Origin of the sequence: Leptolyngbya sp. UWPOB_LEPTO1, from assembly GCF_017302695.1 — a bacterium.
Classification (GTDB): Bacteria; Cyanobacteriota; Cyanobacteriia; order Leptolyngbyales; family Leptolyngbyaceae; genus Leptolyngbya; species Leptolyngbya boryana.
Map to the genome: position 1 here is coordinate 28869 of NZ_JAFLCJ010000002.1, position 19223 is coordinate 48091.

At 47.5% G+C, this 19223-nt stretch carries 14 protein-coding genes and 1 tRNA gene; 8 read left to right on the forward strand and 7 right to left on the reverse strand.

Going from position 1 to position 19223, the window contains the following annotated elements; all coding sequences use genetic code 11:
* Positions 1–104 precede the first annotated feature (104 nt).
* Together psaJ and J0L70_RS03045 are read right to left on the reverse strand one after the other, a co-directional pair.
* Positions 105–230, reverse strand: a complete 126-nt coding sequence (psaJ, locus tag J0L70_RS03040) for a photosystem I reaction center subunit IX (protein WP_071596157.1) — start codon at positions 228–230, stop codon at positions 105–107.
* A 27-nt stretch (positions 231–257) separates the two neighbouring features.
* Complete coding sequence (locus J0L70_RS03045; protein ID WP_017287988.1) at positions 258–800, reverse strand: hypothetical protein; 543 nt, start codon at positions 798–800, stop codon at positions 258–260.
* Between the two features lie 170 nt (positions 801–970).
* On the opposite strand from J0L70_RS03045, the gene tsaD reads away from it, so the two are divergent.
* Positions 971–2011, forward strand: coding sequence for a tRNA (adenosine(37)-N6)-threonylcarbamoyltransferase complex transferase subunit TsaD (gene tsaD, locus J0L70_RS03050; RefSeq protein ID WP_017287986.1), 1041 nt, complete (start codon positions 971–973; stop codon positions 2009–2011).
* Here the strand turns inward: tsaD and J0L70_RS03055 are convergent.
* Complete coding sequence (locus tag J0L70_RS03055) at positions 2008–2583, reverse strand: hypothetical protein (protein WP_287453044.1); 576 nt, start codon at positions 2581–2583, stop codon at positions 2008–2010. The two genes, tsaD and J0L70_RS03055, sit on opposite strands and share 4 nt — an antisense overlap.
* Before the next feature lie 176 nt (positions 2584–2759).
* Here J0L70_RS03055 and J0L70_RS03060 point away from each other — a divergent pair.
* Positions 2760–2833 (forward strand) — tRNA-Asp (locus J0L70_RS03060).
* A gap of 457 nt (positions 2834–3290) precedes the next feature.
* Positions 3291–3470, forward strand: coding sequence for a hypothetical protein (locus tag J0L70_RS03065; protein WP_287453045.1), 180 nt, complete (start codon positions 3291–3293; stop codon positions 3468–3470).
* A 78-nt stretch (positions 3471–3548) separates the two neighbouring features.
* Here J0L70_RS03065 and J0L70_RS03070 read toward each other — a convergent pair whose 3' ends face one another.
* The 4 genes from J0L70_RS03070 to J0L70_RS03085 all read right to left on the reverse strand — a co-directional run bounded on the left by J0L70_RS03070 (position 3549) and on the right by J0L70_RS03085 (position 11108).
* The gene (locus J0L70_RS03070; protein ID WP_287453046.1) at positions 3549–6749 is read right to left on the reverse strand and encodes a hypothetical protein; all 3201 of its coding nucleotides are present in this window, start codon (positions 6747–6749) and stop codon (positions 3549–3551) included.
* A 92-nt stretch (positions 6750–6841) separates the two neighbouring features.
* Positions 6842–10120 (reverse strand): hypothetical protein, encoded by a 3279-nt coding sequence (locus J0L70_RS03075; RefSeq protein WP_287453047.1) that lies wholly within the window; start codon positions 10118–10120, stop codon positions 6842–6844.
* Positions 10107–10346 carry a hypothetical protein gene (locus J0L70_RS03080; RefSeq protein WP_287453049.1) on the reverse strand — a complete coding sequence of 80 codons (240 nt, stop codon included), beginning with the start codon at positions 10344–10346 and terminating at the stop codon, positions 10107–10109. Before J0L70_RS03080 ends, J0L70_RS03075 begins: the two co-directional genes overlap by 14 nt.
* A gap of 216 nt (positions 10347–10562) precedes the next feature.
* Positions 10563–11108 carry a hypothetical protein gene (locus J0L70_RS03085; protein WP_287453050.1) on the reverse strand — a complete coding sequence of 182 codons (546 nt, stop codon included), beginning with the start codon at positions 11106–11108 and terminating at the stop codon, positions 10563–10565.
* A gap of 129 nt (positions 11109–11237) precedes the next feature.
* On the opposite strand from J0L70_RS03085, the gene J0L70_RS03090 reads away from it, so the two are divergent.
* The 5 genes from J0L70_RS03090 to J0L70_RS03110 all read left to right on the forward strand — a co-directional run bounded on the left by J0L70_RS03090 (position 11238) and on the right by J0L70_RS03110 (position 19008).
* Positions 11238–14237: a M23 family metallopeptidase gene (locus J0L70_RS03090; RefSeq protein ID WP_287453051.1), complete on the forward strand. Its 3000-nt coding sequence runs from the start codon at positions 11238–11240 to the stop codon at positions 14235–14237.
* A 617-nt stretch (positions 14238–14854) separates the two neighbouring features.
* The gene (locus J0L70_RS03095; RefSeq protein WP_287453052.1) at positions 14855–15031 is read left to right on the forward strand and encodes a hypothetical protein; all 177 of its coding nucleotides are present in this window, start codon (positions 14855–14857) and stop codon (positions 15029–15031) included.
* A gap of 150 nt (positions 15032–15181) precedes the next feature.
* Complete coding sequence (locus tag J0L70_RS03100; protein ID WP_287453053.1) at positions 15182–15415, forward strand: hypothetical protein; 234 nt, start codon at positions 15182–15184, stop codon at positions 15413–15415.
* Positions 15416–15752: 337 nt separating this feature from the next.
* On the forward strand, positions 15753–15998 hold the full coding sequence (locus J0L70_RS03105; protein WP_287453055.1) for a plasmid mobilization protein: 246 nt from the start codon (positions 15753–15755) through the stop codon (positions 15996–15998).
* A 100-nt stretch (positions 15999–16098) separates the two neighbouring features.
* A complete protein-coding gene (locus J0L70_RS03110; protein WP_287453056.1) occupies positions 16099–19008 on the forward strand; it encodes a plasmid replication protein, CyRepA1 family in 2910 nt (969 codons plus the stop codon).
* The last annotated feature ends 215 nt before the right edge of the window (positions 19009–19223 follow it).

Consider the following 19223-nt stretch of genomic DNA (forward strand, 5'->3'; position numbering starts at 1 on the left):
ATCATCAACCCAATGAAGACCCCTCACTCTACTAATGGATAGATTTCAACAAAAATGCGCGATCACAGAAGTCGATCGCGCATTCAAAAAAGTTCCAAATCCGCTTATCTCGGATGAGACAGCAAATCAGGGAAGAACCGATTAAATTCAATCAAAAGACCTGCAGTAAAAGTCAACCACAGTGCAGTCGCTACAGGAGCCGATGAAAGATATCTCAGAAGACCAGACATGGATGAACCTCCAAAACGTGAAGAAAATTAGCGTGCTCGGTTTTGTGAAGCCGCAGGTGCTTGCTTATTCGCTTGAGCCAATAGGACAGAATCTGCTCCAACTGGAACATTTCCGTCACGCTCGGTCAATTCGCCGCTCAGCAACTCTTTCACTGCCAATAAAGGCCATAAAGCAGCCCCCAACATGCAGGAGATTGCCAAAGGCACATTGATAATGATTTCGTTTTCTTCAGGCTTACCTGTCTTCTTAACGGCTTGGAGATAAGAGCGACCTGCCCAACCGATCCAGCCCGTAATCAGCAAGAACAGAATGCCAGGAATGGTGAATTCGCCAGCATGTGCCAGGTTGCCATCCGTGATCAAGTGAGGTAGACCATCATCCTTACCGCATAGCAAATCGGAATACTGCTCAAAACGACGCTGCGCGCTGGCGCTAGTCGAATCTTTCATTCGTTGAACGAACACAGGATTGTCGCCACACCGAGTCAAATTGTAGGCGTGAGCAGGCTGAGGGTTGGCAAAGCCCAATCCTAGGAAAAGAACGAGAACTAGAGCAAACAATCGTTGCATGGAATTGTTTCCCTTTATTTACGAATTACAAAGAAAAGTTGTGTCAAAAACGAAGTTGATTTTTCCACAAATGGGGGTGAATCCAACAGAGCGCTAAACTAGGAAATCAGCTTAGCTCACTCTAATTCGAGCGACTGCTAAAGTCACCTACTCCCAAAACCTACCAGCAAATGGCAACGGTCTTAGCAATTGAAACAAGTTGTGACGAAACTGCGGTGGCAATCGTAAAAAATCGTCACATTCTCAGCAGCATTGTGTCGTCTCAAATCGCGATTCACCAGAAATACGGCGGGGTTGTTCCTGAAGTTGCTTCACGGCAACATGTGGAAATGGTCAATTTAGCGATCGCTCAAGCCCTTGAAGCATCCGGCATAACCTGGTCAGAAATCGATGCGATCGCGGGCACTTGTACGCCCGGACTCGTCGGTGCACTTTTAGTGGGATTGACTGCCGCCAAGACTTTAGCGATCGTCCATCAAAAGCCCTTTATTGGTGTACATCACCTAGAAGGGCACATTTACGCCTCCTACCTCAGTGATCCCCATCTCGAACCGCCCTTTCTCTGTCTTCTCGTCTCTGGCGGACATACCAGCCTAATCTACGTCAAAGACTGCGGCAAATATGAAGTGTTAGGACAGACCCGGGACGATGCCGCAGGTGAAGCGTTTGATAAAGTTGCTCGCTTATTGAATCTGGGCTATCCAGGCGGCCCAGTTATTGATCGGTTGGCGGCAGAGGGCAATCCACGCGCTTTTGCCCTACCTGAAGGTCAGATCTCTTTACCTGAAGGTGGCGTTCATCCTTATGATTCAAGTTTTAGCGGCTTAAAGACAGCGGTTTTGCGGCTGACTCAAAAATTGCAGGCAACTGGTGAACCGATCCCCATTGCCGATCTCGCGGCTAGTTTTCAAGCAACCGTGGTACGAGCCTTGACGAAACGAGCGATCGCCTGCGCTAAAAATTACGGACTAAACACAATTGCAGTCGGCGGGGGTGTTGCAGCCAATCGAGGATTGAGAGCAGAACTTCAAGCGGCGGCTGAACCGCATCAGATTAAAGTTTTATTTCCGCCGATGAAATTCTGTACAGATAACGCTGCCATGATTGGATGTGCCGCAGCGGAGCATTTTGATCGGGGGCATACATCAGACTTTGCGATCGCAGCACAGTCCCGTTTGCCACTATCCGAGGTCATGACCCTCTACGCTTAATTCTCAATCACAAGCTCCCATTCCCCTGTCTGAGCATTCCAATCGGGTCGCTCAGTCTCTCCGACGACAAACGGCCCCCAATACCGTTGTGAGCCATCCTGAGCGAAGGCAACCACGACATCACCTCGTTTCAGTCGAATTGATCGCTGCGGCAACGACACTAATAATCCGGTTTGGCTGCCTTCTTGCGGCGCAAAATCCCAGTGCGCCGGAAGTGCAAAACCGCTCTGCGGTGAACCCGACTTGAGATTTGCCTCTTTTGGTTGTCGCGAAAGCAGCGCAACTCGGATCGGATAATCTGATCGATTGCGAATTCTAAGATTGCCTTGTTTTGCAGCAATTGCTGTCGCGTCAGGCTTCTCAATTTTTACAGGTGTAACTAGTTCACCTGAAGGAGATTCATCCGTTGTGATCATCGGCACAGAATTTGGCGCAGCGGGCGCGATCGAAATCTCGATTGCAAATAATTTCATCAGAACCGCGCCCACAATTCCGATCAAAACGATCGCAGCCAAAGCAACTTGCAGTGCAACTCTCTCAGTCGGACGAGATCCCGATTTTATTTCTTTCATCACCTGTGCCTAGCTCGTGTCAATCTTCCTACTTCAGTAATAACAAGGGAATTTGAGATCGGGGCAGAAATTTTTATTGAGGTTGAAGAAGCACGCCAAAAAAATCTTTGTAATTTGTTTGACAAATCTACTGAAACACTGCAATATAGAAATCGCGCCACCAAACGCGCAAATCTGGGACTGTAGTTCAATTGGTTAGAGCACCGCCCTGTCACGGCGGAAGTTGCGGGTTCGAGCCCCGTCAGTCCCGTAGATCTGAGACATCTAGAGGTATCAACAGACATCACTTCTGTCTTAAGTCTGTCCTAACCCTAGCATCACTTGATCTTGTCTAGCTATATGCAACAAAGTTCATAGCTTGTACTGTTTTGGAACTTCTGCCTACTGAGCAGTTAACCAGCATCGATCAAAGTTAGACACAGCAGAGGTTTAACCTTGGTGTGCTTTTGGTGCTGGACTACTTTTGGACTAACTAAACAACCTTTGTTTCATCGATCGGTTATGCCACTTGAGTTTTTCGATCATAAACTGGACTAAGATCTAGTTTACTCTATACTCCGTCGAGGACGGTCTATGACAGACGACACAAGAGACACGGTAGGTTTGTACCTTAACTGTCTTAGAGCCACCTTCCTGATCCTTCTAGAACCGTCTGCTGAAACTCTTGATATACTAAGAAGATCGGACATACTACATAAGGATCACGTATGGAACTTACCTTTGAAGAAGCGATCCGAGTTACCAGGTTGGATGTCGAAGCAGGTGTGAACTTGATCGAAGATGACTACGTGACAGCGCTAGATGTTTACGCGAGTCAGCACCCAGAAGACAACCATCGTGTGATGAAGGCTTACCAAGAACTGATCACTAGGCTGGTTGCTGCTTGACATCTAAGCATATATACTTAAGACAACAAAGCACCAAGGAACTCAACCCTGGTGCTTTAAGTTTTATGTACGACGCAACTACTTGATGACTTGCTTAAGGAACTTGTCACGCTCTTGTGTCTGTTCCGTGATGAAGCTTTCACCCTCTGATGGTACAGGGATACTACGAACAGGGATACCCTTCTTTCGCATCATCTGTAGTGCGTCCTCAACTACTTTCTTTTCACCCACGGACTTACCTTGTTGTCTCATCCACGAAGCGACACGCATACCATCTACTTGTAGCTGTACGTATGTGCTTCGTAGTTGGTCAAGTTCGGTTAGTTCTTGTTGTGTCGGTTGTCGTCCAACACTAAGGATGTCTTGTTCCTTACGCTTCAAAGCAGACCGTACATCACTTTGTGTCTTCATCAGTTGCTCAAAGGTGTACTGGTTGTTGTCTAACAGGTCGATGGTTCGTACCTTCAGACCAACAGCAGCACGTATATGCTCAAACCAACCAAGCTTTTGCTGTGTGAAGTATCTGTCTCGCTCTGCTGGTGTTGCCTTTCCGGTTGGTGGTGGAAGGATACCGTATGCCCCTTTTGCTGGTGTTACTTCACGACCAGCGTAGTCAAGCACTTGACCTCGTGCCCCTGACTGTCTACTAAGTGTGTTGATAAGCGGAAAGAGATCAGTAGCCCATGCGACAGACTTAGGTACATCCATACCAAACAGCCGAACTGTGTCACGTCCGTATCTGTCTTGTATCGCTGCATCCTTAGCAACCTTAAGAGCAAGCTTGGCTAGTGGCTGTACATCGTCGCCTCTGTCACCAAGTAACAGTTCTTGTACGAAGTCACCGAAGTTATACGGCTTCTGTTTGTCGTCCTTACCTCGTAGTGCATCACCAAAGTTATTACCCATCTTCACGAGATAGCTAGTGCTGTCGCTGAAGGGGTCAAAGTTACCGGGATACAACACGTAAGCCTTCTTTGTGAAGGGGTCATATACCGCACCACCTGGCATATGATCAAGGTCATACTGTCCTAGTCCTGCTTGTGTGATGTCTTTGTGGTTAAGCTCTGAGTTCAAGAAGGACATCAACCGCAGATAAGACACAAACTGAGATGGGTTTCTCATAGCGTGTCTTAGCACCATCGGTGTACTGTACAGTGCCCATGTCGCGAAAGGTTTCACCCACTTACCAAAGGTGCTTTGTAGCTCACCGATGTTCGTGTAGTCCACGAAGTAGTTATCTGCGTGTCGTAGTGAGTCCTTCAGTGTGCCTTTAACCTCAGTTCCTAGTACGTCTTTAGCACCATAGCCAAGCATACGGGACTGAACTAAACTTGCCTTGAAGACCGCATCAGTGTACGAAGCAGCACGACTGAAGACAGACAACAACTTATCTTGTGTGTCTTTCATCCCCTTAACCACGTACGCACCTGTACCCAGTACATCACCTGTCTGTTTGAAGTACTCGACTGTGTTCCGTACCCCCTTATCAAGTCGAAGTACGTCACGTACACCAGCTTTGAAACCTTTCTGTGTCACCTGCTCACCGATACCTTGACTTACCAGGTCTACCTTTACGAGCTTAAGGTACTTGTCCCACCAACCACGCTTGGTTAAGTACTTATCACCGTCTTTAAGGAAGGGCTTTGTGTCGTCGAGAGCTTCAAGACCAAACTTCATGATAGTGCTAAGGTCGTGACTTACTGGGATGACTCGCGCAGGGTTTCCACCACCAGCAAGAAGCATCACCGAGTTACCAAGTACTTGCTTCGCTACATAAGGGACACCAAGCCACGGTAGACCACCCTGGGTAAGCATACCCTGTGTCGTAACAAAGCGGTTAAAGTGTTGATACATCTGAGCAAGATGCCCTAGTTGTCCAGCGTCAGTACTTAAAGACACATAAGCTTTCATCATGTCGTGTACTACTGGATGCACATACCCACCTTCGTCTTTGAAGAACCGACCAACAGCAGGATGACTACCGAAAGCTTCGCCGAGGTTCACAAAGTCTTTGTACAGTTCTCGGTTACTTTGGTACTCAAGCTCAGTGACTACCCACCCTGACTGCTTACCTTCAGTCGAGAGCTTCATGAACATCGCACTGTCACCAGCAGCACGACCAAGAGACTTACTGTAGTTCTGTAAGACCTCCATCGGGTCAGTAACAAACAGTTCGCTCATGTTCGTGTACGGTAGCTTGTACTGCTTTACCATGTAGTCAAACACTTCACGACTGGACATAGGCACTTTAGACAACACACCAGCATCTACAAGGTCGTCAAGTTGTTTACCTGTGAAGTGTGCGTCTAGTGTTTCTACTAACTTAAGAGGTTCATCCAGCAGTTCATCCCACTGTTCTTGTGTGTACTTCAGACCTGAGTACTTGTTCAGCAGTTCGTAGTCTTCAGGGATAAACAAGTATGTGCTTCTACTACGTGCATATGATGTCTCACCTACAACACCAGGAAACAGACCACCATCAGCTTGACTGAGCTTACCTAGTTTGAAGTTTGCATCTTCTGTCGCGATACGGGTAAAGTATCCAAGGTTGTTGATAGGGTCTACATCGACACCAAAAGCCTTAGCCGCATACAGTACGTCGTCGTACACGGATGCGTGTTTCATCGACAGTTCAAGTAGCTGTTCTACCTCTGTGTCACTTAACCCGATGGTTTCAAGACGGTCTAGGAACTTCTCGTACCGTCTTTGTTGAAACAGTCTTACCGCTTCAGTGTCACCGTACGCAAGTTGACTTCGTGGGATAGCTCCAACTTCAACAAGGTCTACGAACAACTCGTCTGCTTCGCGCTTACTTAGGCTGTGTGTTTTGGCGATGTCGTCGAGTTCACTTCGGATGTCGCGCAACATACCGACCTTCTTGTACTTAGCGATGTTCTCAACCGTGTTCTCTGCTACGCGCTTAGCTTCACCCACTGATAACTTGACAGATGCAGATGTAGATAGCTCGTCACTTAAGCCTAGTACCTTTTGGTTAAGTCCAAGCTTCTTAGACAACCATGCTTGCATCTTGTATGTCTCACGTGGTTTCAGGTTTACAAGGTCTGCCGTGGTTGCTTCCCACTCGCGTAGTGTGCTTTCAAGTTGTGCTGACTTAACTGCTACTGGGTTGTCTGGTACAAGTGCTTTAAGTGTCTTGGCTCTGTCTCGTGTTCGCTTACGGATATCAGACACTTCATCTGGTGTCCAGCTTGCTTTACGTCTTCCTGTAGTTGCTTGTGTTACTGCGGTTGTTGCGGTCTTACATGGTACTTGTGTCATGGTGTCGTCTCCTGTTAGGTGTGTATGTCATCTTTAGCGAAAAAACAGCGCAAACTGCTATATACTTGCGAAGTTTCTTCGCCAACCTTTTACTACAGACACGGGTTGTCCATCGGTTTGCTAAGTTCTTGCTTGAACTTCTGGTATGCTTCTTCAGTCTTCAGCGCATCTGACTGCTGTTTACGTCTCATGGTATCCAGTGCCTCAGCTTCAAGCTTTTCGTCGATGTCCAGTAGTCGGTTTACATCGTCACGTACCGCGCTCTGAGATGCCTTTAGCTCGTCCTCTGAGACACGCTGTAACCGCTTAAGTAGTCTGCCCTTAGACTCTTCGTATGATGCCTTTAGGAAGCTGCTAGATGGGTTACGTGCAAGACTTAGGCTGTCACTGTTGAACCTGTGTGCTGCGTGTTGTAGTGTGTCCTCAAGTTCAGGTAGACCACGGATACCTTGCGTCTCAAGTACACTGGGGTTGTAGACAGCAAGCATATCTACCGCTCCTTTGTCGCTTTTTACGACAGCACCATCGATACCACGCTGTCTTAGTCCGTCTACCACTTCACGCTGGAAGCTCAGTAGGTCAGCTTCCTTGAACATAGTCTCGGTATCAGCACCAGGAAAGTTCTTCTTAAAAGACTTCATGATGCTTCTGTCTGCGAGGTCAAAGGCTTGTGATAAAGTGACTTGTTTTGTCTCAAGTACTTTACGGTAAACCCTAGCAGCTTCACTCATATGGGTATCTGTGTCCTTCAGTGTTCGCTCAAAGGCATCGATAAACACTTGCTTCGCTTCAGATGACAGTGGTGCATCTGCATCTAGTAGTTTTGCTTCTGGTCGTACTCGTGTCTCGTATACTCTGCCATCACCGAAGCTTCGACCTTCGATAGGTGGTAGATGTCTGTTTACGTCTGTAAGCCCCTTGGCTACTGCTTCATCACTGTTATGTGTGAGATAAAGTGCAGTGCCTAGCTCAGATCTTGACGCACCTTGTACAGGGTCAACCTTGGATAGTTCAAGGTTCTGTACACGAGTGCCATGATAGAAGGGGTCTTTGTTCGGAGATACAACAACATCAGGTAGTGACTTAACTTCGAGGTTACTCGGCTTCGGTCGTCCTGGGTTGTCGAGCAGTGTTCGCGCCCCTATATCAGGCACTTCGTCAAGCTTACGAACTGCGCTGTCTAACAGGTCATCAAGTACCTGCTTGCTTCGTGTTGCTTGAGACAACACATCTTGGTTATAACTAAGGCTGTTCTGTGTCCGTAGTCGCTGGTTAGTTAGCTCGATGCCTTGTTGTGTCTCAGTTTTGAGGTTGCTTGGTAGCTGCTTCTGGTATGCCTGTCTTGCTTGGGTGTTCGTCACTAGGTCAGGTTCAACAGTATCACCGATAACCTTACCTACTTCTGTGTCGTCGCTGCCCTTAGCTACCTTGACATACGTGTTGTCATCTACCTTGACCAAGAACTCACCTTCACCCTTCGGCAGCGAGATACCGTGTTTGCCGAGGATGTTTCGTACTGCCTCTTGTTCTTCGATCGATAGCTTGTTGAGACGTGCGTATAGCTGTGCGTCTAGTTTTGCCCAACTGTCTACAGTCGAGGGAGACAACACAAGAGGTTTACCGTCACTGAGAACTATCTGACTACCAAGCTCAACCACGTCCTTTAGTGGTCTTTCACTACGGACAAGTACCTGTGTGTTGATAAGTTCACCTGGTTCCGCTTTGGCGACAACCATCCCGATATCACCTAGTGACCCTTGTGGTTTGACTGCAAGAGTTTCGACAACACGAGATGTTTGTGTAGGTTGGACTACCTCACCAGTTATCTTGATATCTGGTACGTCGATAGTGGTGATACCTTTTGGTGGTTGTATGTCTGTGCTTGGTTTCCAAGTCGGGATAGGCTGAGAACTTGGACGAACACCGACAGATGTTAAGTCAGGTTGTCTAGGTCTTGTTGCTTGCTTGGCTACCGTACTAGGTGCTGATACCTCTGTTGCCTTACGAGACAGAACAGACTCACGAACCCATCCACGTACATCTTGTACAGCCTTACCTACTGGTCGCGCTACCGGACGTACTGCAACACCGATAGCGTCTCCAAGGATATCACCAGTAACTACACGTGCTGCTTGTTTGGGTAGTACCTTTCGTGCTATCTCATCTGCTTTACCACCTAGCGCTAGGTCAACAGCTAAACCGAACACAAACCCACCAGTACGCTTGATGTTGTTGAAGGGGTCTTTTTTGTTTTCCTCAACACCGTACCCTATAGGTTGTTTCTTGGTGCTGTTAGTCGTACTGACATCGACACCACTAGCACCTGCTGCTGTCCAGAAACCACCGCGTAGTTGCTGTACTGGGTTGTTGTCTGGTTTAACTCGCCCATATGCCTGTGGTGTGCTACTGTTCCAAGCCTTTCCACCTTCTTGTGTTGCGTCATCCCAAGTACGACCAAGTATGTTACCTGCTTTTGAGAAGTCCCCTTTGTATGCTTCCCATGTTGCTTTACCAGTACGGTTAAGTAGTACACCAAGAAAGTTGCCTGCTGTACTTCCTACTCGTCCTGCATCCATCATCGCACCTGAAAGCGTACCTCCTATAGTTGACCACGTAGCGAGTACACCAGGAACAACACCAGAACCGAACTCGCCAAACCTACCTTGAAGTGGGTTGAACTCACCACCGGGGTTAGGAGACATAAGGATAGACCACCAAGGTTTGTCTTGTGTTGTCGAACCTCGTACTGATGTATCTAACTGTCGCTGTTGATATATACTTGCCTCAAGTCTTGCTCTGTTACTTCTGTTAGCTTCTTGTTGGTCTTGTATAAGTTCCTCAAGTCGCTGTCTGTCTTGTGCTGCTGAAACAGGTTCACCGTAGACATACGGTTCAGGGTTTGACCAGACACTTTGAGGCATGGTGTCTGGTACTTGATAGCCTTCACCAACTGGTTTATAGTCAGGGTTACGCTGCGTGTTCGGTGGGTTAAGGATACTGATCGGTTTCGGTGTATCCCAGATGGGGGTCACTACTTGCGGTGCATCAGGGTCAGTCTGACTTTTGTTGTAGACACGACCTTGTGGGTTAACCTGTTCAGTTGGTGTAAGAAAACTATCAGGGTTGTTCGGGTCTACCGCAACAGCTTCGCTGTTCGCACCTACGGGAGGTTGCTGCTCTGGTTGTGTCGCTGCTTCGCTTCGCAGTGGTTCTGGTGTTGATGTTGGTTGTGGTCTTGGTTGTTGTCGTGCCGCGTCTTCAAGTACCTTAGTGAACTCTGCTTGTGTAGTTTTTTCTTTCACCTTGATGTTGGGTACATCTATGCGCTGGTCATCTTGAGAAGGCGACAACAAAGGTTTATCGATGCTCATCTGCTTGCTCCTCCTTCAGGATAGTTTCAAGTAAGTGTGGGTTGAGCATGACGAGACGCACAGCTAACCGGATAAACTTAGCTGTGCTTAACCCGTGGATGTCAGCGAACCGATGCCAGACAACACCTTCATCTGGTGTCACTTGCACGTATAAGCGCTTACTTAGGTTAAGCTGACTCATGTACGGCTCTACGAACTCACGGACGGGGTTTACTAGTTGATGCATACTGACTGCCCTCCATGTAGTTGCTCGTATCGGTCGCGTAGTTCAGACAAAAGTGATGGGTTCCAGTAGGCTAGTGTAAGAGCATAGTATGTGAACTCTTCAGGACTCATATCGTGACGGATACGTGCGTAGTCTGCAAAGTCTAACTGGTGTCTTTTTAAGATGCCGTAGGTCGCTGCATCTCTGATGTTTACTTCTTTTAAGTCAGTGTTCATGTTAGTTGTCTCCTGGTACTGCTGTTGCGGTTGTTAGTTGTTTTGCTAGTTCGTCGATGTCTAGTGTTTCTTGCGGTGGGATAACATAACTTGGGTGGCAGTAAACCGTCTCACCGCGTAAAGCGCTTTTTCTTGTATCTACTACTGGTTCACCATCTTCTGGGTAGACAAGCAGTTCGTCTAGCGAAAGGCACAAAGCACCGAAAGCATAGCCAGTTAGCTTGTTGTACCAGACAAAACAGATGGGAGGGTTTCGCCACTGGAGACTACGAACTTCTCCTACCATGTACCCTCGACCACTGCGCTTGTATGCTTCTGGTAGTTTATGTCTGTCAGTAACACCAGTAGCTTTTACAGATACCCATCCAACATAGTTACCTTGTTTGTCGTATAGATGTAAGTCTTCGTCGGTTGTTTTGATGCTCAGACCAACACGGTGTTTACGTGTTGTACCATCTCGTACATCTAGCCCACGCCCTCGTAGTAACTCTTTTACCTTTTGTTCGATATCCCTTGCCTGTCTTAGTTGCTCAGTCCACGTAACCACGATACATCACCTTTCTTTGTTGTCCCTTTAGTAGGAGTGGAGGTTTGTATACAAAGGTTTGCTACATCCAACTCAAGAAGAGGTACAAACAAACATGGAGACGACAAAGATATGGCACGGCTAGTAGGGGTGGATACCCCACAAACAAGTAGTTCAGTACCTCAACCAGGTGTTAAACCAGTTCAAGGTGTAGACACAGCACAAGCAAGCTTTAGTGTCGCTCAACAAGCAGTACAAAACACTGGACAGTTTTTACAGCAGTCGATACAGCAGCAGTCACAGATGACGAACCAGATGACTCAAAGCAACATCGCTGTGACACAAGCACAAGCACAAGCTGAGACAACACAAGCAGCGACAAACAAAGATAACTTTGGTACTGTTTTGGCTGGTCTAGGTAACACGGCTTCCGGTGTTGCGAAGGTTCTTGAGTACGTGGATAAGCGTGACCAAGCGATGCGTGAAGCTCAGTATGATCAGGAGTTCGCGCAAGCTAGTTCAGAAGTAGAGCAACTTAAGTCAGTCGCATCGTCACGGGCTATGGGCACACCGGAAGGGCGACAGGGGTTAGAGCGTGACTTTCAGAACATCCTGAGCAAGCGTAAACTTAGATCTGAAGATGCAGCAAAACTGTATGGTAGCTGGTACGGGAAAGTACAAGAGATAGATGGAGAGTACGCACGTAGACAGCGAAGTGAGATGGACAAGGTTCAAGACGCACAGCGAGAAGAAGCACGAGCAAAGCTTGAGATCTTACTATCTAACAAAGTGTCTCAAGTAGCTGCCGCGACTGACCCAGGTGAAGTCAACAAAAACCTAGAAGAACTAAACAAAGTACTTCAGACAGTTTATGAAGACAAGAACCTGGATACACGGACAAAAGCAGAGCTACTAGCACACGGATACAAGGTCATCGCTGGTGGTGTTTGGAAGTCCACAGATGCACAGGCGAAAACCCAAAAGCAACTGCAGAACTGGGATGAGTTCAGTAAAGCAGCAGTCGATATCGAAAGACGTAAACAAGCGGGTGAACTAGACGAAGCACAAGCTAACCGTGAGCGTGTTATCGCTGCTGAGCGTCTTAGTATCCCGGCATCTATCGCATCTACGTATGACCCTCTTGAGATGCGTAAGCGTACCAACAGCATCATGAAAACTGAGCAAGAGGAGTACGAGCTTAGGAAGACTGGCGACCTTATCGACTATGACAACACCCCGCTTTCCTCTATGGCTCGTGGCTCTATCGCTTGGGACTTAGCAGTATCTCCAGATGCAGAGGCACAGTACCGCGCTCAGATGGGTGACACGGCACAAGGTAAAGCAGTGCTGGCTATCGTAGACACATACAAAGAGTACAGGAAGCGTAAGCAGGAACTCGCTGAAAAAGAAGCAGCATGGCAGACAGCAAAGAACAAGATAGCCCTAGACGACGCTCAGGAGTTCTACAGCTTTCTGAAGACACTTAAACCAGAGACAGCAAAACAGGTAGCTGATACAGTAGGTCTAGGTGGTCTGTTATCTACGGAAGCACAGGCACTTAAAGCTAAGGCGGATGCAGGTGATGAACAAGCAAGACGCGAGTGGGAAGCAAGACTAACCGAAGCACGAGGTATCCTTACCAACAGACGACGAGACATCATGGACGGTATCGATCGGGAGCGTGACGCTATGTACCGTGATGTCGAAGCGCGTGAAAAACAACTTGAGCAGTACGGCTTTAAGACTGGAACCTTTGACCCTCAGACCTACCAGCGTGCAGTTGACGAGCGTAACCAAGCGATGATGAAGCGTGAAGCATCACGAAGGGCACGAGAGCAGAGCACCTACGGAGGGCAACAACCGGGTTTTAACTCCCCTCGTCTGCACACCGCAACAGTACGAGGTGGAAAGAAAGCGGTACTACCCATACCTCAAGGTACACAGGTCACGACGTGGGATAACTACGGGCAAGACAGAGGCACACACCGACACCAAGGAGAAGACCTAGCAGTGTCTAAGGGGACACCTATCATCGCGGCTATGGGTGGTCGTGTAACTCGTGTCGATAAGACCAGTGATCCTGACGGTTACGGGTACTTTGTCGAGGTACAGCTTGACGACGGAACCTATCACCTGTTCGCTCACCTTAGCAGTATCGATGTTAAGAGAGGTCAAAGGGTTGTACCAGGTCAAGTCATCGCTAAGTCTGGTGGTGTACCTGGTGAACCGGGTTCTGGTCGTACTACTGGGGCACATATCCACTGGGAAGTACGAGATAAGTCTGAGCGGGTTATCGATCCCTATGCATGGGCTACCACCGTACAACTAAACACACCGAGCAAAGCAGCACGAAGCGGAGACAACAGACAAGAGCGACCAAGTAACATACCTAAAGACGCTATCCCTGTGAAGGGTGGATATCTCGTACGTGACAGTCAAGGTAAGTCTAAGTATGTTCCCTACGGTTCGACAGAACAGAAAGACACAAACTACAAGGCATCCTCTCCACTACGAGCGAACAACAACAGCACAAACATCGCAGACTACCCAAAGCGGAACAACCCAACCGCCAACTATGGGTATGCTGTACTAGCACAAGACAAACAGTTTGCTCGTACTCTTGCTGAAACAAGTGATAGACTCGGTATCCCTGCTCAGTGGCTTGCTGATGTCATGGCTTATGAGACAGGCGGCACTTTTGATCCTAGTGTCCAAAACAAAGGAGGCGCACCAGCGTACGGACTTATCCAGTTCTATGAGGATGAGGATAGACCAGGTGGTAAGACTATCGGTGGTCGCTGGTACAGTTTCGGCGAGCTACGAGCTATGTCACGAACACAGCAGATGAAACTTGTTGAACAGTACCTTGTACCCTTTAAGGGTAAGATGCGTGAACCCCGTCATGTTTTAGGTGCTGTTTTTGGTTACGACCCCAACCTAAGTAACAGTGCGTCTGACGGTGATATCTCGATGGGTGAGTACCTTGATGAGCTTGGTTCTCATGCTGGTCGCAGGTACTATAACAACAAAGGCAGTAACCGAGTATCACGCATGTTTGGAGAGATAGACAACAAGCCTAACCATGACTGTACACTGTGTCGTCAGATGCTTGCTGCTGGTACTTGGGTTCCGCATGAAAGCTTAGCCTAGACCAGCATATGAACTACCTGACATGTCCACTACGTACACCCAAACCCGTCTTATCAAAACTACCATGAACAACATCTTACCCTCGGTTTCACTGTTCAACCCACGTGTTGTGACACCTATCACATCTTTGTTGTCTAACTTGTGGCAACCACCTCCAGATGAAAAGACAAAACAACAGAAGATGCAACCTAAGAAAGTACAACAGGTAGTGCCTCGCGACCCTCTAGGGCTACTACGTCTGGACAGCTTGTTCAACCGAACTACGCTTTGAAAGGCAACTACACGTATCCACACCCACCCTGTCTTCGAGCGCGTGTAGGTCATCTTCCCCCGTACGCTTATCTTATATATATACTAACTGTTTGACATAGAACCTTCCACCAGTCGAGCGTAGATGCCCTTAGAAGGCACGAGATAAGCTAGGGGTATACATCAAGACAAGACAACCTAGACACATCTTCCCGGTCACACCAGAGCCTACTCACGACACGTATGATACCTCTACCCACCAGCCTAGTTACCCTTTGGTTGGTGGTTTTTTTTTTCTCTGGTCGAGTGTACGACTCCTGCTATAACAAACAGACAACAAAGCATATAGCAACTTGGAGGTATCACAGATGACGAGACAACAACAAGCATGTGCAGTGATGAACTTAGTAGGTAACTTATGTCTAAGTTTGTTGCTCATGCCAGCAGTGATGGAGGACGTACAAAGTGAGAGAAGCGAACACCAGATGCCAACTAAACATACGAGTACCAAAGAAGCTCAAACAGCACGCACATCTCGCAGCTAAGGTCGAAGGGCTGAGCGCTGAGCGTCTGATGATCAAAGCACTTGCACAGTACTTAGGCATCTCAGTCGGACAACTTGAAGAAGACTATGACTTAGACACACAAGCGAAGGTGCATAAGATAACAAAGGCACTACAGAAAGGAGGGAGACTATGACAGTCAAGCCAGTTAGTACTGATGAGCTAAAGCATCTACTTAAGAGGTACGAGCTTTGTACGTCTATCAAAGAACTGACAAGCAAGGAACAAGCAGAGGAGTACGCAGAGTACCACGAAGACCAAGCGACTGACTTACTGAGTTTCCAAGGTAAAGCAACTGATGGCTTCTGGGTTTCTGTGAAAGAAGACAACAAGTACACAGTACACAGACTCGTAACAGCAGCATAGATATAACACACATCACTACATAACCCGCTTAGACACTCTAGGTGGGTCTTTTGTTGTCGAGGCATGAAAGGGAAGTGAGACAAACTAGAGGGGTCTTCCTGGAGCTTCTAGGTGCGAAACATGAAGTGTTTGCGGTAGAGGGCACTGAGCAAACATCCACATGAAAAGACCACCAGGTAAACCCTTGGTGGTTGTCTTGTAGATCGAGAACTACACAGTATATGGAGCGGACTAGCGGTGGTTCGGTCATCACTACATCGGTGGTGCGGTCGAGTTGATGTGTATGTGGACATCCCACTACTCCCTTTAAGACAGAACAGAGTTCAAAGGAAAAGATATGAACAGAACACGAGACAAAAGACTGAACTTACGACTGACTGAACAAGAGCGTGACGACCTACACGAAGAAGCAAAGGAACTAAACCTAAGTGTTGTCGAGTACATCTTAACAGCCACGACAAAGTACTACCTCGACTTACATCCAGAAGCAAGTGAGTACAGAGGTGACGAGGGCTTCGAGTACGACGGTACATGGGACTATCCAGGCAGCCCTTACCTCAGTGAAGAAGATGACATCTACTAAACAAGACTAACAAAAACAAACATCCCTCACTAAGCTACCAACTTGGTGAGGGAGACAAAAAAGATGATGTAAGAGCCGACACAACCAAAGGAGACAAGTTATGTCAGATATGAACAGTGTAGCACAGAAGTTTCTGTCTTACTTCTTACACGTAGATGAGTGTGTACACCTCAGAGCGTACAAGAAGACAGAAGATGGTAAGACGAAGGGTATCAACAAGACATACAAGAAGAACAGTATCAACTGGACTGAACTAGACAAGCTGAACCAGGACGGGTACAACATAGCCTTTGTGGTCAACAGCCAAGGGCACAAGTCCAGTGACATCACGATGGGTACGACCGTGTTCTTCGAGTATGACTACGATAAGGACGGTAACACGATACCGCTTGAAGTTCAGATGGAGATGTTAGGTAAGCTCGGTTTACCTGAACCGACAGTCATCATCTTCACAGGTAACAAGTCACTACAGTTTCACTACTGCTTTGACCTTCCGACTAACATCGACGACCGCAACAGGCTACAAGCTGACCTACTGGAGTACGCGGATGCAGACCGTAGCTTGACTGATGCATCAAGATGTATGAGGCTACCAGGGTTCAAACATCCAGCGACAGGCAACATGGCTGTCATCTATGGTGGCTGCGGCAAGAGATACCTGTACCATGAGCTTCGTGAGCTTGTACCAGAACTGACACCACACACCAAGCAGATAACACTTGATGTCGATACCTGCTTTGAAGACGCAGAAGATAGACTACAAGAACTTAACCTACTGGGTTATCGAACCGAAAGCGAACAAGTTACCGAGGCACTGAACAAACTACGTGAGACACAACCAGGCAGTAGACACCACACACTTGTAGATACCTCTCACTATCTTGGTGCTTTGTGTGTCGAGACTGGACTGGATATGTATCATGTGTTCGACCAAGCACTTGACGCAGTAGCACACTGGGATAACCCGTACAAGACACGACATACCTTACAAGCTTGCTTCTTGTTGGGGTTGGCTAAGGGTATCCATAACATGACGACTTGGACACTAACTGAGCCTATCACGAAACACCTGAACCCGATAGCTGACTTCGTACTAGAGATCAGTGAACTTGATAAGGGTAAGTATCTGTTACCTAAACACACCAAGCTTCATCCACATCTGGCTATCAAAGCACCGATGGGGACAGGCAAGACGACTGTTATGGAGCAAGTGACCAAGCAAGATACATCACTGACTATCACCTTTCGTACGTGCCTCGTCAAGGCTATCGCATCTAAGTTTGGTCATGCGTCCTACCAAGACACCGTAACAGCAGACAACCAAGTGACGACGATAGACAGCCTACATAAGTTCCGTGGTCGTGTGTTTGACACGGTGATCATCGATGAGGTTAGTCAAGCGGTTAAGTATCTGTGCTTCAGTGATACAGACGTGAAGCATCACAGACTAGAAACAGTAGAAGTACTACGGGAACTTTTGACGACAGCAAAGAACACGTACTACCTTGATGCTAACCTAGACACAACCACGATGGACTTTATCCGTGGTCTGGGTATCGATGTGAAACTTGTACACAGCCTGTACAAAGCACCACAAAAGCGTGTATGTTACACACATAACAACATGACATCACTGCTTAAGAGTCTGTACAAGGACATCGAAACTGGTCGTAAAGTCCTTATCATGTGCGACACACAGAAGATGGTGGATACCTTACGGAAGCACCTTGAACTATGGCACAGTGGGTTACGTGTGTTGTCGGTACACGGTAAGAACAGCCAGCAAACAGCACAGCAAGACTTCATCAACAACCCAGTCGAGGTGTTCAAACAGTACGACGTGGTTATCGGTTCACCGAGTATCTACACAGGCATCGACATCAACACACCTGATGTGTCTCGTGTATATCTGGTGGTAAAAGACTGGGGTGGTCTTACTGCTCTTGATAACCTTCAGGCTGTGGCTAGAGCTAGACAGGCTAGTGAAGCGCATGTGTTCCTGTATCCACGCAAGTTTGAGGCTGGTGATACCGAGTCAGTGTTAGACTATGAGCAAGACCTTGGCGAAAAAACTGGGCAAGATACTATATACTTGCGAAGTTTCTTCGCCACAGTCGAGGAACTAAGACAAGTCCACAACTTACTGACACAACATACCCGGTCTATCCTTTACCTTTACTTGACTGAGTTCTACGGTTACACCTTGACACCAGCAAGTGAACCCACCGATAGCGACATGATGCAAGCACTGTCCTACGCTGAACACGAAGCACGACAAGACTACATCAACCACGTACTCGATGCACGAGAACTAAGCCACGAACAACACGCATATCTACAAGCTAAGGTCAACCGGGGTCAAACCTTGACCGAAGCAGAAAGCTACGAACACCAGCGACACATGGTCATGAAGCTGCTTGGTCGTGTCGATGAGGATACTGTTGGTTTCTATGTTGACCGTGGATATGAGAAGGTACTGCGCTTTAGTTATGCCTTCGTCTATAACCGTGATATGTGTGAGTTCAGTGACATCTTAGAACAGAAGAACAGCCTACTAGCTTACGACCGTAGTAACTGGACTGAGCTACATGACCTCATGTCTGAAGTTACCAGCTTATGTTTCGATGAAACTGGAACCCCTCGTACCTTCTACGATGTAGAACTTGACCTCACAGAGTTACGTGTTAAGTACAAGAAACTTATCAGTGTACTTACTGGACGCAAAGTACCAAGCAAAGACACCGGACTACTACGTAACTTGCTTCGTCTCTGTGGTCTTGAACTTCGGTCTGACCATACGAAACTGAAACAAGAGTACGTGAACAAGTGTTACATCACACAAGAGTCCTTCGAGTTCATGGGTTCGGTAACAGGTATGCACAAGTACTGTTGGGAAGTCGTGAAGTCAGTTCCTATCAAGTGGCTTGATGGTGGGACGAAAGCGCAGAAGCAACTATCTTTGTCTAAACAGAAGGTTATGCAGCACGGACTAGATACGGGTTGGTTATAAGACAAACAAGGGGGATGTTCACACGAGCATCCCCTTGACTTATACTAGATAATACGTGTGCTTACTATCTATAGATGAACCTGGTTACGGTGTGGAAGCTTCGCTTCGCGGTGGTGCTGTACTTGGTGTGTCTGTACTTGGTATGCTTTGTTCCCTCTGTCGGTTCTGTTCGACAAACTTCTTGTGGTTGTCTAAGGCTTCCCGTCTTATCTGAT

Excerpts from the sequence above, each read along its gene's own strand:
- J0L70_RS03100 (WP_287453053.1), top strand. The coding sequence starts at position 15,182 with ATGACAGTCAAGCCAGTTAGTACTGATGAGCTAAAGCATCTACTTAAG.
- J0L70_RS03055 (WP_287453044.1), bottom strand. The coding sequence starts at position 2,583 with ATGAAAGAAATAAAATCGGGATCTCGTCCGACTGAGAGAGTTGCACTG.
- J0L70_RS03105 (WP_287453055.1), top strand. The coding sequence starts at position 15,753 with ATGAACAGAACACGAGACAAAAGACTGAACTTACGACTGACTGAACAA.
- J0L70_RS03070 (WP_287453046.1), bottom strand. The coding sequence starts at position 6,749 with ATGACACAAGTACCATGTAAGACCGCAACAACCGCAGTAACACAAGCA.
- J0L70_RS03080 (WP_287453049.1), bottom strand. The coding sequence starts at position 10,346 with ATGCATCAACTAGTAAACCCCGTCCGTGAGTTCGTAGAGCCGTACATG.
- J0L70_RS03110 (WP_287453056.1), top strand. The coding sequence starts at position 16,099 with ATGTCAGATATGAACAGTGTAGCACAGAAGTTTCTGTCTTACTTCTTA.
- psaJ (WP_071596157.1), bottom strand. The coding sequence starts at position 230 with ATGTCTGGTCTTCTGAGATATCTTTCATCGGCTCCTGTAGCGACTGCA.
- tsaD (WP_017287986.1), top strand. The coding sequence starts at position 971 with ATGGCAACGGTCTTAGCAATTGAAACAAGTTGTGACGAAACTGCGGTG.
- J0L70_RS03065 (WP_287453045.1), top strand. The coding sequence starts at position 3,291 with ATGGAACTTACCTTTGAAGAAGCGATCCGAGTTACCAGGTTGGATGTC.
- J0L70_RS03075 (WP_287453047.1), bottom strand. The coding sequence starts at position 10,120 with ATGAGCATCGATAAACCTTTGTTGTCGCCTTCTCAAGATGACCAGCGC.
- J0L70_RS03095 (WP_287453052.1), top strand. The coding sequence starts at position 14,855 with ATGACGAGACAACAACAAGCATGTGCAGTGATGAACTTAGTAGGTAAC.
- J0L70_RS03045 (WP_017287988.1), bottom strand. The coding sequence starts at position 800 with ATGCAACGATTGTTTGCTCTAGTTCTCGTTCTTTTCCTAGGATTGGGC.